The 14,547-nt window shown below is 35.8% G+C and carries 9 protein-coding genes; 3 read left to right on the forward strand and 6 right to left on the reverse strand.

Annotated elements, in window-relative coordinates; translation table 11 throughout:
- Positions 1–60 precede the first annotated feature (60 nt).
- Together AC1RRQ_RS11500 and AC1RRQ_RS11505 are read right to left on the reverse strand one after the other, a co-directional pair.
- Entirely contained in the window at positions 61–2,061 is a 2,001-nt protein-coding gene (locus AC1RRQ_RS11500) for a RagB/SusD family nutrient uptake outer membrane protein (protein ID WP_493023167.1), read from the reverse strand.
- A 13-nt stretch (positions 2,062–2,074) separates the two neighbouring features.
- The gene (locus AC1RRQ_RS11505) at positions 2,075–5,452 is read right to left on the reverse strand and encodes a SusC/RagA family TonB-linked outer membrane protein (RefSeq protein WP_493023168.1); all 3,378 of its coding nucleotides are present in this window, start codon (positions 5,450–5,452) and stop codon (positions 2,075–2,077) included.
- 363 nt (positions 5,453–5,815) lie between these two features.
- Between AC1RRQ_RS11505 and AC1RRQ_RS11510 the strand changes: the two genes are divergently transcribed.
- Both AC1RRQ_RS11510 and AC1RRQ_RS11515 read left to right on the forward strand, forming a co-directional pair.
- Positions 5,816–6,175, forward strand: a complete 360-nt coding sequence (locus tag AC1RRQ_RS11510) for a hypothetical protein (protein WP_493023169.1) — start codon at positions 5,816–5,818, stop codon at positions 6,173–6,175.
- Positions 6,176–6,257: 82 nt separating this feature from the next.
- Positions 6,258–7,259: a TQO small subunit DoxD gene (locus tag AC1RRQ_RS11515; protein WP_493023170.1), complete on the forward strand. Its 1,002-nt coding sequence runs from the start codon at positions 6,258–6,260 to the stop codon at positions 7,257–7,259.
- Positions 7,260–7,352: 93 nt separating this feature from the next.
- On the opposite strand, the gene AC1RRQ_RS11520 is transcribed toward AC1RRQ_RS11515, so the two are convergent.
- The 4 genes from AC1RRQ_RS11520 to AC1RRQ_RS11535 all read right to left on the reverse strand — a co-directional run bounded on the left by AC1RRQ_RS11520 (position 7,353) and on the right by AC1RRQ_RS11535 (position 12,700).
- Positions 7,353–10,295: an Ig-like domain-containing protein gene (locus AC1RRQ_RS11520; protein ID WP_493023171.1), complete on the reverse strand. Its 2,943-nt coding sequence runs from the start codon at positions 10,293–10,295 to the stop codon at positions 7,353–7,355.
- Between the two features lie 570 nt (positions 10,296–10,865).
- Positions 10,866–11,357, reverse strand: a complete 492-nt coding sequence (locus AC1RRQ_RS11525; protein WP_493023172.1) for a GNAT family N-acetyltransferase — start codon at positions 11,355–11,357, stop codon at positions 10,866–10,868.
- A gap of 138 nt (positions 11,358–11,495) precedes the next feature.
- The gene (locus AC1RRQ_RS11530) at positions 11,496–11,948 is read right to left on the reverse strand and encodes a hypothetical protein (protein ID WP_493023173.1); all 453 of its coding nucleotides are present in this window, start codon (positions 11,946–11,948) and stop codon (positions 11,496–11,498) included.
- A 116-nt stretch (positions 11,949–12,064) separates the two neighbouring features.
- A complete protein-coding gene (locus AC1RRQ_RS11535; protein ID WP_493023174.1) occupies positions 12,065–12,700 on the reverse strand; it encodes a hypothetical protein in 636 nt (211 codons plus the stop codon).
- Between the two features lie 435 nt (positions 12,701–13,135).
- Between AC1RRQ_RS11535 and gnd the strand changes: the two genes are divergently transcribed.
- Positions 13,136–14,545 (forward strand): NADP-dependent phosphogluconate dehydrogenase, encoded by a 1,410-nt coding sequence (gene gnd, locus AC1RRQ_RS11540; RefSeq protein WP_493023175.1) that lies wholly within the window; start codon positions 13,136–13,138, stop codon positions 14,543–14,545.
- Positions 14,546–14,547 lie beyond the last annotated feature (2 nt).

The raw sequence follows: 14,547 nt of genomic DNA on the forward strand, positions 1-14,547 counted from the left end.
TTTTTCTTTAGCATTCTATTATTTTATTTCTCAAACTTTAATTTAAGAAAGCAGATAGATTTAGATTTTACTTTCGTCTGCAACAGCATCTTCCCATTTATCCCAAACTTTAACAGCCGGATTATATCCATCATAACCATAGTTCTGACTTAATTGTCCTTTAATGTTAGGCTCAATAGCCAGTCTATATGGAATTGGCCAGTAATTATTACGCTTGTCCATCGTATAAAATTTTACACCTGGTTTAAGAGAAATACCTGCCGGATATTTGTTGTAAAGGGTATAATGTACAATACGCTGGTACCAGTAACTTCCGCCTGTCGCATCTGTTCCTGCTTGTTTATCCCAATTTTCTTTACTGTAAGTATGTCCCCATTCGTCTGGTTTTCCGCTCAAAGCCAAACAGTGTGAAATACGTTTTAACTCCACATTTCTCCATTCTTCAAGATAAAGCTCTCTACCTCTTTCTGCGCAAATATCACCAATAGTTACCGTAGTATACATTTGCGAAGCTTTTGCTCTTGCTCTTACTGCATTCACATCCTGAGCTGCTCCAGAAGCATTACCTTGATAAAAACGAGCTTCTGCACGTAATAAATAAGTTTCAGCTAAACGATATATGTACAAGTGAGCGCTTGCTCCTGCTGTAGCTCCCTGAAAATCATTTGCTGCAGGATTAGCTTCGGCCACAACATCATGCATAAAGATTTTATAATGTGGGAAATCATACCAGTCACGAATAGAATCTTGTGCTAAAAGCTTTCCAGATGCATCTTTCATTCTAAAACTTTGTCCAGCCCATGCCGCACTTCCTCCTGATCCCGGAGCATATTTAAGATCTTCCATATTTACCCAGTTTCCAACTGCGCTGTTGTGTCTTAAATCTACTTTATCTTCAATTTTATTTACAACCCACATAGGATGCTGTGAATAATAAGAACCACTGATTGTACCAATACCACGTCCTATTGCTCTTTGGTAATCGTATTTTGCATTGTAATTCACTTTATCATTCAATGGAAAACGCGGTGCCGCTGTTTTACCATCAGGAGTAATTAAATTGGCATCGTTCCAGTTAGGTCCAAAAACTCTCATAGAAGCAAATGATAAAAAGGATTGTGCTCCTCCATTTGGTGCTACCAGGATAGCTTCGGTATTTGCAGAAATCACTTTGTTTTCTGGTCTGTGTAAATCCCAGATTACATTTCGTGTAATTGGCCACGCAGTAGGATTTCCTCCCGGATCAAAAATACCTAAAGTATTCTGTACCAAAGAATACCCTGATTGATTAATCAAAATATTAGCTTGTGCTTCTGCTTCAGCAAATCTGCCGGATGCTAAGTAACATTTAATTAATAACTGACGACATGCTCCTTTGCTCACCATACCTACATATCCTATTTTTGCCTGCTCCGGCACATATTCTACAGCTTTCTCCATATCAGCCGTAATCATTTCGATAATAGCTTCTTTTTTAGTAGAATAGTAGCTTTGTTTTGGAGCAGTTAAGATTTTAGTAATCAACGGAATATCTCCAAATTGATAAACTAGGTTAAGATAACGGTAAGCTCTGTGAAAATAAGCCTGTCCGATGTATTTATTTTTAACTTCCTCAGATAACGTTTTTACATTCCCAATATACGTTAATACGGTATTCGCATTCTTAATACCTGTATAAGCTTCTGTCCAGTAAAAACCAAGGTAAACTGACTCACCAACGTCTCTTTGAAAAGGCCCGGTAGGAACAATAGTAGTGGCATAATCCGCAATATTACTTCCTGTATCTGTTTTTCCGTATTGTGCCATATCAGAGAAAATATACTCTGTACCAATAGGCACGCTTACCCCAGCAGCATTAAAATGTATATAATTGTTACGCAGCTGTTTATCACATAATGCTAAAGTCGCCTGTAATCCCGCTTCGGTAGAAAATGTAGATTCAGGTTGATAAATCGAAAGCGGATCTGCATCGAGAAAATCTTTCGAACAAGAACTAGACAACACTGCCAATGCCACAAAAGGCACCAGTATTGTCATTTTATTTTTTATATATGTTTTCATTGTTGGGTAATTATTATAGTTGGAAATTAAAACCTAAATTAAATTGTCTTGTAGCCAATCCTCCTGTTTCCGGATCTCCATAGTATTTCCATTCTTTAGAAGCAGACCATGTTGCTACGTTTTGAACCGAAGCATAAATTTTTATACTCTTAATATGTACACGGTCTAAAAGATCTCTAGGAAGCGTATAAGCCAGCGAAACATTGTCCAGACGAATAAAACTGCGATCATACAATTTTCCTGGTGCAACTGGAGTTCCAGCAGGTCCTTTAGCATCAAGACGTGCCCAATCGTTGGTTGGATTATCAAGTGTCCAATACGGATTTACATAAGGGTTGAAATTGAATTTATACAAACTTGAATCATTGAAAGTATTCATATAATTAGAGTCCAATGATTTGTGTCCCATATAAGAATACATACTGATACCTAAATCCCAATTTTTATAAATTTTGAAATCATTACGAAGTGACCACTGTACAGGAGGCGTTGAAGTACCTAAAAACTGTTTGTCTTTTTCGTTATAAACTGCTTTTTTATAAGGAACACCATCTGCATCTACAGCATCTACATCGTCTGCTGTATAGCTGTTTGCTACTTTTGGATCTCCAGGGCGCTGTCCGTATTTTTGAGCTTCTTTCCACTCGTCTTTCTGCCAGATTCCAGTTATTCTATAATCCCAAATTTGAGAAATTGGTCGGCCTATAAACCATCCGTTAGCCGAATCATCACCTTCTTTTTTTCCAATTACATTACCGCTGGCATCTTTAATATCTACCATGTTGCCGTATAAGGAAATAATTTTATTTTCGTTATACGATATTCCTAATGTAGTACGCCATTCAAAATTTGGTTTTCTAATATTAATGGTATTAATACTCACCTCAAAACCTTGATTTTGTACTTCTCCTAAATTAGTTGCAATTGATGAAAACCCCATAAAACCAGGCAGTGCCTGACTCATAATCATATCGTGGGTATTTTTTCTGTAAACATCGATATTAGCCGTAATACGATCTTGTAAAAAACCTAAGTCAAGACCAATGTTTGTTGAAGCTGTTTTTTCCCATACCAAATCTGGATTTGACATACGATCAAGCGATAAATACTTAATTTCAAGTGCTTTTCCTGAAGGATCTAAATACCCCATTGTTCCGGTATTTACTAAGTTTGCTAAAGAAATGTACGGATCATCAAGCGATCTGTTTCCGTTTTCTCCCCATGACAAACGCAATTTACCTGTAGACATTGGAGCCCAAGTGAACCAGCTTTCATTTTTAAAGTTCCATGCCACTCCAAAAGAAGGGAAAGTTGCATAAGGATTTGAAGCTCCAAATGCTGAGTATCCATCACGGCGAACAGTCGCTGTAAGCATATAACGATTATCAAATGAATAGAAAAGTCTTGCCATTAATCCATCTGCTGTTTCATGCGTGTCTTTTGATCTAAGCTCGCTATTTGCCATTGTTGCCGTATTCACAAGGTGAAACCCTAAATTATCTGTAGGCTGAATATTATAGGCATTCATTCCATCTGACCAGTAACGACGTTCTTCAGCTTCCTGAACAAAAGTTGCTATGATGTGGTGTTTTTCAGCAATTGTATAATCCCATGTTAATGTATTATTCAGGTTGTAATCAAAATTAATGGAGTTATTTCTATTTGCCCCAGTAGTAGCTGCAGGCCAGTTTGGATTTTTTGTTGATCTGAAATAACGATCGTGAAAAAATTGATAACGAGGCGCAATGTTAAACGAATAAGTAATACCCAAAGGCAGTGTTACTTTTGCATTAAAAATACTATTCAATATCGTATATCCAGTCTCTTTCTCCGTATATTGACGTTCGTAGTAATAATTATAATTCTGCCCTGAAACATTTTTCCCCATTGGCTGTCTTTCATAGTTGCCATCTGCATCTCTGAAGGTTCCAAATGGGCTGGTTCTCATCATGTTGTTAAACCCGGAACGTGTATCTAAAGAAGGCGTAATATCTCCGTCTGAACGATCCTGAAAATTAACGTTTGCTCCAACGTCAAGCCAGCTGGTAACTTTAGCATCAATTTTCATATTAGAACGCACTGATTTGTAATCGTTACCCACAATAGCTCCTTGTGCATTTAAATAACCAAAAGACATATAATAATTTACCTTATCGCTTGCTCCTGAAATACTCAAATTATAATCGTGATTAATCCCGGTTCTAAAAGAGCTGTTGCTCCAATCGTGTGTTTTATCTGCCAGGAAATTAGCCATAAGCGAAGGATCAAAATTCAATCCTAAACGTGCTCCCCATACTTCTTTCAAGCTTTTCCCGTTTGTTTGCGCAGGCGGCTGATAAGCCAACCATTGTGCTTCTGTAATACCCCATTTACCCAAATCATTAGGGTTTGCAAAATACCCCGGCCTGCCATTAGCAGTGGTTCCTGATATCCATGCTTCATATTGTCCGGTTGCTTTATTAACGCCATAAGTCTGAGCAGTTTCCCAATCTTCACGGTATTTTAAGTATCCTTCTGGAGAATACACGCTACGATAGGCGCTCTTATTACTAATCGTGGTATTGGTAGTAAAACTCACCATAGGTTTACCTGTTTTACCTTTTTTGGTAGAAATAATAATAACCCCAGCCGCTGCTTTTGCACCATACACAGATGCCGCCGATGCATCTTTTAAAATATCGATCTGGCCAATATCATCAGGGTTAATTTCCGAAAGTTCACCATAAAACTGCATTCCGTCTAAAATAATAAGCGGCGAACTGTGCACACCCTCTTTTCTAGGATCGTAAACAGAACCTTGACCACGAATCTGCATTCTTCCTCCTCCTTTTGCTGAAGGATCGTAACCTACATTTAATCCGGGAGTACCTCTCAAGATATCCTGAACCGTCTGCGGATTTTGGTTTGCCAATCTATCAGGCGATACCTGAACAATAGCTCCCGTTAAATCCTTTTTCTTCATTTTACCGTATCCTACAACTACTACTTCTTCTAATGAAGTGGTCGTTTTTTGCATTTTTACATTAACAGTAGTTTTTCCTTTTACGGCAATTTCAGAATTTACATAACCAAGAAAAGAGAATACTAATACCGAATTCTCATTTTCTACTTTTATAGTAAATTTTCCGTCAAAATCTGTCAGGACAGCATTTTTGCTTCCTTTTTCTAATATGGTTACCCCCGGGAGCGGTAACCCATTTTCATCATTAACCTGTCCGGTAATGTTTTTTTGCTGTTGTACTTTTTGAAAATCTGTTGTACGCTTAGAACTAACAGCATATCCATCAACTTGAGATAAAGAAAGTAAGACACAACACAGCATCATTTTCTTTTTCAAATTAAATCCAGATACGCAATTAGGACTTTTTTTAATCCTAATAAAATTTGTCATTTTTGGTTGGTAATTTGGTTAATTAATTAGTTAGTTTGAAGAAATCACAACCGACACAGGGTGAAATCGGTTTGTGATTTACCGTGCAAATTTGAATAATAATGGTTCTAAGGAGGAGTAATAAAATACGTTTTTGGGGATAAAATAATTTTGGATATATATTTTAAAGCCTTTTTGTCTTAAAAAAATGACAGAATCAAAAAAAATATTTAGAAAAAATACAGAATGTATAAATAATAAGTTTCTCAAGCTTACAATTCATTTTTATACAGAAAAACAGCTGTTTTGCAATTACCGCATTAACAACCTGTTTATAGTTTCCTATAAAATTTCTTGTTACATTTGAAATTAGAAGAAAAACGAATGCACTACCAGTTAAAAAATATACTCTACAGAACTATCATTATCTTGATATTATTCTTTGTGTGTCTTCCCTGCTCTGCCAAAAGAGAAATTAAACTGGTTTTGGATATTCCTGTAAACGAATTCAAAAACAACCAAAACAGCAATCTGTCTGTTACTTGTTTTATAACTAAACATAAAACAGTCAAAAAGGCTTTAGATTCTGTTAAGGATAAAGATTTAAAAAAGGATTTTTCATCTCATTTCTCTGATTTCCAAAAGGTCGTTGCTTCTTCTAAAATCCAAAGCACTTCTTTTTCTGAGAAAAAAGGGTTTCAAATTATTCCTATCTATTTATTACACGAACAATATCTGATTTGATTTTTTAATTGTAATGCTAGCATACTTCAATGATTCTGTTATTGAAGCTTTATCTATTTCTTATAATTAAATTCAAATTACAATGAACAATCAAACCTATTTATATAGCGGCATGTTCACCACGGCATTGCGCTGGGTGGCGGGCTGGACTTATTTTTCTGCTTTTTGGAGAAGACTTATCCTCGAAAACAAACTAAATCCGGATGAAGCAGGATATATTGGAGAAAAGTTCAACCATTTTCTGCCGCATGCATTGGGCATAAAACCCATTATAGAAAATCTGGTTTCTAATCCCGACAGTCTTTGGTGGGCAATGGTTTCTTTTACTATTATTGAAGGAATTGTGGGCCTTTTATTTATGCTCGGCCTTTTTACCCGACTCATGAGCATTGGTGTTTTTAGTCTTGCATTTGGTATTTTATTAGGTTCGGGATGGCTGGGAACAACTTGTCTTGACGAATGGCAGATAGGCGTTTTGGGTGTTGCGGCCGGATTTACCATTTTTATGTCTGGCGGCGGAAAATATTCGCTTGACGAATACTTCATCCAAAAAAATAAATCTTTTACCACTACAAAATGGTTCCGCTTTTTAGGTTCGGGGAATTTGCCGTTAAAAGATCAAACTAGCAGCAAAACAGTATTGATAGGTTCTATTTTTATTTTAGGGCTGACTTTATTCACCAATCAATATTTCCACGGAGGTGTTTATGGAAAATTACATAATCTTTCTGTACGGCCTCATGTTACCATCAGCGAGGCTTCTATTACAAATAACTCTTTAAACTTTACTGTTTTTAGAGATGAAGGTGCGGATGTTTACGGTTCTTTTCTTATTGGCATTGTATTAAAAGATGAACTCGGTAACGTTCTTTTTGAACAAAATCAAAAACAGCTTTCGAGTTTAACCAAAGAGCAAATTAAAAATTATTATACTGCGAAAGTGAAACCCGGTAAACACAGTTTAATTCTGCCATTGGGAGCAAAAGCAACATTAAATTTTCAAATTCCGAAACATGAAAAAGGAAAATATACATTGGAATTAACTGATATCAGCGGTGAAATCTGGACAACAATCATTCAATAAAAATCATTCTTAAACGAAATAATCCCTATGCATAAACACACAGGGATTATTTTTTATTCTGAATTTAGAATCCAGAGATTGTATTTTAGCTTTTTATTTCACAATTACTTTTTTAGAAACCTTAAAAGTATTAGAGCTGATTGTAACTACATAAATACCTTCAGCTAAATTATGATTGATTTTTGCAGATGAAGTAATTTTTTGAGCCAAAACCTTTCTTCCGTTTATATCCGTAACCGTTACAGTTGCAATATCGCCTGCATTTAATTCTGGCAGCACCACATTAAATTCATTATTGATTGCCGGATTTGGATAAATACTTACCAACGAATTTTCGGTCGCGACAACTTCGCTAAATTCTACTTTTTTTGATGTAGTACTTTGAAATTGCCATTGAGCGCTTTCCCAGTTGCTTTGAGCTCCTGCATATTGAGCAGATCCATTTAAGTTTTCGATATGAATCATACTTCCTGTCTGCCATCTGTTTTTAATTCTTACCCATGTAGCGTCAACATTTTCAGTAGACCATTGTGCGCTGTACCAGCCCGAAGAACCCACATTACATTGTACCGCTCCAGTTAAGTTTTCGATATTCATCATATCTCCTGTACCCACATTTTTTAATATAAAATAGGTTGCATCTACCACTACTTTTTCCCATTTGTAATTATTATTTGCTACAGTTGGGCCGTATCCTACATTGGCACCCGCATCATATAAATAATTACCAGTCCATTTGTTTTTAATCGTAAAATAAGTTCCTGTTGCTGTACTTACTGTAATTGCAGCTGTGCTTGTTTTATTTCCATCTGCAGTTGTTACGGTAATCGTGGCTGTTCCGTTAGCAACCGCTGTTACCAAACCTGAACTATTTACGGTCGCAACTCCAGTATTGTTTGAAGCATAACTAACCGCTTTATTCGTAGCATTTGACGGAAGAACCGTTGCAGTTAATTGCTGCGTTGCTCCTACAGCCAATGTTGCGGTTGTTGGACTAAGACTCACACTTGTTACTGCAACACTTGAAGAACTTACTGTTATAGCAGTCGTTGCCGTTTTAGCCCCATCCTGAGTGGTCACCGTAATTGTTGCAGATCCTGTGGCAACCCCAGTTACCAAACCTGAACCATTTACTGTTGCTACACCTGTATTGTTAGAACTGTAGCTTACTGTTTTGTTTGTGGCATTTGCCGGAGCAACTGTTGGTGTTAACTGCTGTGTAGTGCCAACTCCTAAAGTAACTGTTGCTGGTGCTAACGTAACTCCTGTTACCGCAACGGGCGTACTGGAACAGTTCGAAGCTGATGTCCATGAAAACGTTCCAATTGCATTCGTTTCTTCATTAACAGTTGCATTTCCGCCTCTATTAGAATAATTCATATTGCAATACGTACCATTTCCAGCTGGAGAGCCTGCTATAAGAACAAAAAAACCACGGCCCCAATTTCTGTTAAGTGCATTATTTCCAGGATATTCTTTACCTGTTCCGTTAATCGTTATGTCTTTGAAAGAAAGATTATAAATTCCGTCACCTGATCTTTTGCTTATCGAGATTGCATCATTTCTTGAATCTAAAATATCGATGCTGTAAAGCTGTACGTTTTTAACCTGAGATCCTGCATTAGTAGCACTAAAAATATCTATTGCCGGTACCGGATTGTTGTACGTATCATTAAAAGTACCGCAAGCTGTAATAGTTATATCATGTATTTCGTGCATTCCATCATTATTGAATGGCGCTCCCGGAAAATTATTGCTGACTCTGATACCTGCTTCCAGATTGTCTTTTATAATTAAATTGTAAGCTTTGTTATTTTTACCGCCATAAATCGCCAGTCCACAGGCACGCCAGCAGTTTTCTGAAGTATTGTATCGAAACGTATTATTGATACATTCTAATCCGTCTGCAGACCAAATCGCCTGATCGTCATCGCCATTATTTCTAAAATTACAATGCTCTACAATGGCATTTGCAGTTCCTTTACAAAGGTTAATTCCATCAGCATAATTGTTTCTAAAACGGCAGTGAGACAATGTAAAACCATCGGCAATTGCAGGACCTCCCGTATTGTATTGCGCAATCCAGGCACCGCATTCAAAATGTTCTGCCCAAATATTTTTTACCGTTGAACCAGACGTAAATACACCATTTATTGCTTTATATGAATTACTTCTTGAAGCCGAATTGGTCGTTAAATAAAGATCTGAAAACGAAATGTTACTTGCATTGGCACGTAATCCACCGTTTAAACTGCTTGTATTGGTAAAATTAATCTGGGTATACCACATTCCTGCACCAATTAATGATGTGTTAGCCGAACCAAAATACAATTCACGATTCACATTATAAACACCAGTTGGAACAAATATCTTTTTACCGCCGTTAGCATCAATAAAAGTTTGAAGATCACTGCCATTTCCAGTATAAGTCACAGCACCAGCTGGAGCTGTAACCGCTGTTGGAACCGGCTCCATCTCGGCAAAATCCAAATGAATATTTCCTGATTCTCTTACCAGTCTTAAAGTTCCTGAAGCTGGTATTTTACTAGGAAGTTTATAACGAACTTCATCAAAACGCATTCTAGGATTTTGATTCGTAATTCCGTTATTATTTGGATTTCCGTTGCTCCACAAATATTCCCATGACCAGGTAGAAGTCAAAGTAAGCGTGGTAATTTTTGTAGTTCCGTTATACACGCCAATGGTTCCGCTTTGTCCGTCGGGAACGCTGTAACGAATTACAAGTCCGTCAGCTGCTTCAGTAAGTGTCCATTGAACTGTTGCATTTGTCGCAGACATGTTAACGCACTGCTGATCTGTAGCTTCAGATTGAAGATCGGCTTGGTTATAAGATTTTGCAGTAGTGGTGCTTCCGTTAGACAACTGCCCTAAATTTGCTTCATATCTTTTATAAGGCGCATCATAATAGCCGCGCTGTGCATACAGATTTGAAGTTAAGAGCACAAAAAAGACCCCCATTATTACAGGCCAGCATTTGGCTTTTTTAAAAAAAGTAACATGTAATTGTTTTCTCATAATTTTCGGTTTTTAAGTTAGATATTCCTAGAAAAAGGACATATCGAAACTAAACCGAAAAAAGAGGTTTTAAAAAAGATGTAATAAAAATCAAGATTTATTCATCGTTAAAAAACAAATAATACATTAAAAACCAACAACTTATGATTTTTAACCAAATAAAAAATCAAGAATAAATATAGATAATAAACTTACATTTTAAGAGAAAACCAATATGGATTTAAAAAAATTAACATCATTTATAAAGACATTCTCTTTTTTTAAACTTTAAAATGAAAAATTATTTATTTAGAAGCTGAAAAATTATAAAATTAAGGATACAAAAAAATTTAATACATAGCGTGTAATTAATTTCAACACAATAACTATTATTGAATTTGTTGTTCAAACTCCAGCGGAGCATAATATTTATAGCAGTTATATACACCGTGATTTCAAGCTCCAGAGGAGCGAAACATGTTTGTTTAAAAATATGCCGCTCCGCTGGAGCTTTATGTGTGTGGAAATAAATTATTTCTATAAATATGATGCTCCGCTGGAGCCTTTTTTTCTAGTCGGAACTATTTTCTTTTATTCATTATCTATTCCGCTGATATCACGTCGCATTGTGGTAACTATTGGCTTAAATCCTGCTTTTTTATAAGCGTTTACTGCTGCTTCATTATCATGATACACTTCTAATCTGACCTCAGTTATTCCCTGAGATAAAACCCATTTATTAAGCTCATTGATCAATAAACCATTAAGTCCTTTTCCTCTAAATTCAGGATCGACATACATAAAACCAAGATATCCAAAAAGTTCGTGTTTTTGATACGGTTTAGCCTCCCGGATTTGAGCATACCCACAGCCCGCTAGCTGACCTTCGAATTCAATAACCAAAACTTCGGACTTGCTGTCAAGGATAAGTTTCGCAATATCATAATAAAATATTTCGCCTTCTTTTAATGTAGGATCAAAAGGTCTTTCTGCAATTACTAAAAACTGAAGAAATTCTGCAAGTCGTGGCAAATCAGCATTAACAGCTGGTCTAATTGTGATGTCTTTTCTATTTTCGTTCATATTTCAAATATATCGAAAATAAATGCTGCCAGAAAACCATTTTATGCTAAAACTTTTATCAATTATTATTTTAATAAAAACAAAAAACCTCCAAAATCAAATGACTCTGGAGGTTTCTGTATTTTATTGATATAAAAATTACATTTCGTTTAATTCGTTAAACTCGTGTAAAGATTTCAATGTGTTTTCGTAAAACAAGATAGCCGCGATAAGGTTTCCTTTATCAGAATAAGGCATCATTTTTCTTTGAAACTCTACTGTAGTATCTAAGAAAGTTGTAGTACCAACTGCTTGTGCATCTAATATTTTTTTGTGGTCACTATCGTCCGGAATACCTAAATCTGCCATTGTAACACCTGGTTTAGTAACCAAAGCAATATAAGGCAATGTTTTCACTAAAACTTTGATACGTTCAATGTACAATTCTAAAAGCTCTCCTTTTTGCATACCGCTCAATTCTTTTTGATCATGGTATTTACGGATAAGCGCTGTTGTACTGATAATACTTCTTGGAGCATTTTTTGCCTGCGCCGAAACAGCTGCAGTTGTCAAGAAGAAAAGGATACTTAATAGAATAATTTTACTCTTCATTTTCGTAGGATGTAATTGGTTCTTGGTTAGGACAAAAATATACAATTTAACTTAAATTACAACTTTATTTAATTTCTTTTTTTAGAAAACTTTAACACTTAGCCTTTCTGCGGTTTTTATGACTTGATTATTCTAAAACGTCCCGGATATTTTATCCAGATACTTTTCTTATTACCGTAATAATCCATAAATTCTTCACATACAAAAACTGCATGTGCGGTCGACCATGCCACTACACCGCAAAATTCGCTTCCGGATTGTCTTTTTAACTTTTGTATCTGCTTTCCTTTTATAAAACCTAAATATTTATAAATAGTAGGCGTATACACTGCCCCATCTTCTAAATCTTCTAAAGCCTGGTCAAAAGCGGCTTCCTTATCGATAATCTGCTTGTATTTTGCCATTACTGCGTAAGTCAGTATAGCGTATTCTGTAATTTTTTCGCTGTCGCAGTTGTCCTTAATATATACAAAGTCAGCAGAAACTTTGGCTTTGTCTATTTCAGATTGCTTTAAATTAAATGAAGCGTCGTTTTTAAGTGTTATTTTATACAAGCTGTCATTTATTGGTTCGGTTACAAAAAGATTATCTAATCCGTAAACATTTAAAGAAGCTTTAATAAAAGCAATCGACGAGCAATTGGTACGTTCACCCTGTTTAAAGCTTTCAAATATTTTATCTGAACTCAGTTGCGAGTACGAATTTGAATAAGCAAACATTAAAAATAAAAATAAGGAGGTAAACGATTTCATTGTCTTATATTTTTGGGGAACATACTAATTTTACAAATCTATAAAAATCAACTCATATTTTTTTTCACTTCTTAACTTTTATCAAAAATTGTAAAGGATCTTCGGTTTACTGTTAGATTTTTCTGAATTTAGTTAATTAATAGTGCTATTCGCGAACATTCAAATCGATAAATTTAAAAAGAACGTATAGAATGTACCGTTATTTTAAGTATATTTTTTACACATAAAAAAGTATCACAATAAAGCCTTAAAGTGAACTTATAATCTACTTCTATTTCATCATTTTTCTCTAACTTAGCACAGTAAATCTTAAAATATAAGATTAAAACAAACACTGTTTTTCTGCAAAGAACTGAATCAAAAAGCATTACCGTTTTTTCTCTTACATTTTTTCTGGAAAAACACTTTTATAATAATTTTAGTTAATTGAAAACTATGAACAAATTTGATTTTGGAATTGTTGGGCTCGGTGTAATGGGCCGCAACTTACTTTTAAATATTGCGAGCCATAACTTCGCGGCTGCAGGTTTAGATTTAGATACCGAAAAAGTCAACTCGCTGCAACAAGAAGCGGGTCCTGATCATACAATTGAAGCTACAACAGATGTAAAGCATTTTGTAGAGCTTATTCAACAGCCTAGAGCTATTATGCTGCTGGTTCCGGCAGGAAAACCTGTTGACAGCGCAATAGCAAGTTTACTTCCTCATTTAGATAAAGGTGACATTATAATTGATGGCGGTAACACTTATTTTACGGATACAGACAGAAGATTTCTGGAATTATCTGATAAAGGAATTCATTTCTTTGGAATGGGAATTTCAGGAGGAGAAAAAGGCGCAAGATTTGGTCCTGCAATGATGCCGGGCGGTGATCAAAAAGCTTACGAAAGACTTCGTCCTATTTTTGAAGCTATTGCAGCAAAAGTAGACGGCGAACCTTGTGTAGAATATTTAGGAAACGGATCTGCCGGAAACTATGTAAAAATGGTTCATAACGGAATCGAATACGGAATCATGCAATTGATTTCTGAGATTTACGACCTAATGAAAAGAGGTTATAATTTAGATGAAGATACAATTCAGAAAACTTTTGAAGAGTGGAATCAGACTGAAGACCTTAAATCATACCTAATCGAAATTACCGGAAATATCCTGAAACAAAATGATGAAGACGGAACGAGATTGATCAATAAAATCTCAGACTGGGCCAGATCTAAAGGAACAGGAAAATGGACTTCGCAAAATGCAATGGATTTACAAGTACCGGTTCCAACAATCGACGCTGCCGTTGTAATGCGCGATATGTCTAAAACAAAACCGGAAAGAATTGAAGCCGCTAAAAAACTGGTTTGGAACGCCGCCGAAACTAATGTAAATACAACCGAAGCAATTGCAGCATTAAAATCAGCCTTATACTTTTCTATTGTTGTGACTTACGCACAAGGATTAGCACAGCTTCATACGGCTTCTAAAGAATACAATTATGGATTAAATCTGGAAACTGTTGCCAAAATATGGCGCGGAGGCTGTATTATTCGTGCTACTATTTTAGAAGATTTCAGAAAAGCTTATGTTGCCAAATCTGATTTGCCAAACTTACTTTTAGACGCCGGAATCGCTTCAAAATTAAGTGAAAACCAGGCAGGAACAAGAGCCGTTATTCAATTTGCGGTTCAACAAGGATTACCTGCTGCAGGGCTAATGAATTCATTAGCTTATTTTGATGCCTACCGATCAGAAAACCTACCAACCAACCTAATTCAGGCACAACGTGATTATTTTGGAGCCCACACCTACGAGCGTATCGACAAAACAGGTGTTTTCCATACACAATGGTCTGAATAAAC

The sequence above is a fragment of the Flavobacterium sp. GW821-FHT12A05 genome, assembly GCF_058807735.1.